Genomic DNA, 2,541 nt, shown 5'->3' with positions numbered 1-2,541 from the left:
TCCAAGTCAAAGAAGCGATCGACTGTAGCGCGGATATTATCATGCTCGATAATATGCCCCCAGATTTGATGCGTCAGGCAGTCGCCATTATTAGAGCTGCCAATCCTCGCATCAAAATCGAAGCATCGGGAAACATTACTCTAACTACGATTCGCCAAGTTGCGGAAACTGGCGTGGATTACATTTCTACTAGCGCGCCAATTACCCGATAGCATTGGCTGGATCTAAGTATGCGGATTCAGGCTGAATAGTTGTGCCACCCGATTTAAATTACCGGGATTATTTACAATAGATCTGCACCGATCGAATCATCGCCAATGAGCAAAACTGTCTTAATTACTGGCGCATCCACTGGGATTGGCAGAGCGACAGCCCAACTATTTCAACAGCAAGGCTGGAATGTCGTCGCCACCATGCGTGCTCCCGAAAAGTCGCCCGAACTTACCAATCTCCCGAATGTATTGTGCTTGCCGCTGGATGTCACCAAGGTAGAGACGATTCATGCGGCAATCGATCGGGCGATCGCGCAGTTTGGGGCGATCGATGTCATTATCAATAATGCTGGTTACGCCTTGATCGGTGCCTTTGAAGCCTGCGAGATGGCCGATATTCGCGGTCAATTTGAGACAAATGTGTTTGGACTGATGGAAGTGACGCGGGCGATCTTGCCGCATTTTCGGCAGCGGCAGCAGGGTATTGTGGTCAATGTTGCCTCGATCGGCGGACGCGTAACATTCCCGATTTATAGTCCCTACCATGCCACTAAATGGGCGGTAGACGGCTTTTCAGAATCATTACAATATGAGCTACGCCAGTTTAATATCAAGGTCAAAATTATCGAACCTGGAGCTATTAAAACGGATTTCTACAGTCGATCGATTAACGTTGCCAAAAAAGCCGGATTGACTGCCTACGATGATTATATCGATCGAACTTTGCCCAAGATGAATGAAGCTGGTGCAAATGGTTCGCCGCCAGAAGTCACTGCTCAAGCCATCTATCAAGCTGCTACCGACGGCACTTGGAAATTGCGCTATCCCGCTGGCGGTAATGCGAGCTTTATCCTTGGCTTGCGGAAATTGCTCCCAGATGCGTGGTTTATCGGTTTGATGCGCAAGGGGATTGAAGGTTAAGATCTCAATTCTAATTTGATGCGATCGTCATACCGTAGGGTGTGTTACTCCGGAGGATAACGCACCAAAATCAGTTGTCGGTTTATTGAGGCTTACAAGCCAACAGGGCATCTTCTAAATAAATACAAGTCGGTTCCCACCAAGTTTGCAAGTGCAAAAGTGCGGGATAGAGGCGATCGTCAGCCATTGCTTCAGCAGCCTGGATCGCTAATTTACCAACATCATCGGACATCAGTTGCGCTATCAGGCGAGGCAGGATTCGATCGTCTTGGCGATTTGCCAGCCCTGCTAATGCCTCGTCATAAATTTCGGCAGTTTCTTCATCCTGACTATCTTCTAACAGAAACCTTTGGTATAAAGCGTCGCGAATTGCTGGTGTATCCACCTCGATTAACGTCCCTAAGCCAAAAGTCGCCCAATCGCGGATATGTGGGCATACATCTGCTGATAATTTAATCAAACCGGAAATAGCCCGCTCGTCCTCTTTGCCACTCAAGCCACTTACCACCCCATAGCGCACCTCCCAATCGGGGTGGAAACAGAATTTTAGTTGCGGCTCGATCGATCGCGGATCGTTGAGATGCCCCAGGGCAATACAAATGTCTCGAAGGATGAGTGGATCGAACTCCCGATTCAATAATTCAATTAATTTCATAACGCATTCGTCAGGAAAAGTTCGTTCTGGAATGCCCAACTGTCCCAAAATATCGATACCCAAGGATCTTTCCTCGATCGATATACTCTCTGTCAATCCTAACGCTCGATCGAGTACCTCTCGATCGCCGCGACGTTGGAGCAAGCCCACAAAATGCCAACGCTCGTTCGAGTAATCGTCATCTTCTTCTGGTGCCGATAGTGCGAGCTGAATTAATTCGGCTGTAGATCTTGAATCGAGTCCGATCTCTAACTTTTTGGCGAGATTATCTAAATTATCCAATTACTGCTCTCCTGGCACAGCCCGATCGGTCTGCATCGATATCTGATTAATTTACAATTTAACTTGAGATTGCCAGCTATGAATATGTCTTTCGATCGCTGCTAGTACTTTGTGCGATCGAAATGTCGATCGTGGGTGAGGGCGGGTTTGTACGTTAGTTATCGTTCCAACAACAATTTTTAGCATCAACCCGCCCCTACAGATCTTTGTTACTTTCCCGATATCGCTGTGGCAATATCTTCACGTGTAGCACCGAGTGATAAGAGCGATTTGATGAGTAGATCGATCGACACTGACGGATCGCTAGCTTCCATTTTAGCCAGCCACGATTGACTGGAATTAATATTTTCAGCTAACTTTTGTTGTGCTCTAAATTTCCTCAGCAATTTACTTAGAGATAATCGAATCTCAATTCGAGTCTGAAGTAATTAATGATAATGATGAGATTTTAATTGGATTATTACCAGGATC

2 protein-coding genes and 1 pseudogene are annotated in these 2,541 nt (G+C 46.6%); 2 read left to right on the top strand and 1 reads right to left on the bottom strand.

The window, feature by feature from the left end; all coding sequences use genetic code 11:
* Window positions 1-212 (top strand): annotated as a pseudogene (locus RMO84_RS08605) (nicotinate-nucleotide diphosphorylase (carboxylating)); the annotation flags it as partial.
* Between the two features lie 105 nt (window positions 213-317).
* Complete coding sequence (locus RMO84_RS08600) at window positions 318-1,133, top strand: SDR family oxidoreductase (RefSeq protein ID WP_310488061.1); 816 nt, start codon at window positions 318-320, stop codon at window positions 1,131-1,133.
* 82 nt (window positions 1,134-1,215) lie between these two features.
* On the opposite strand, the gene RMO84_RS08595 is transcribed toward RMO84_RS08600, so the two are convergent.
* A complete protein-coding gene (locus RMO84_RS08595; protein ID WP_310488060.1) occupies window positions 1,216-2,070 on the bottom strand; it encodes a HEAT repeat domain-containing protein in 855 nt (284 codons plus the stop codon).
* Between the last annotated feature and the right edge of the window lie 471 nt (window positions 2,071-2,541).

The sequence above is a fragment of the Chamaesiphon sp. VAR_69_metabat_338 genome (genome assembly GCF_031423935.1).
GTDB lineage: Bacteria > Cyanobacteriota > Cyanobacteriia > Cyanobacteriales > Chamaesiphonaceae > Chamaesiphon.
This window is presented reverse-complemented; position numbering and strand designations above follow the sequence as displayed.

Bases quoted from the DNA above. Each gene is read 5' to 3' on its own strand.
- RMO84_RS08600 (WP_310488061.1), top strand. From the start codon at position 318: ATGAGCAAAACTGTCTTAATTACTGGCGCATCCACTGGGATTGGCAGA.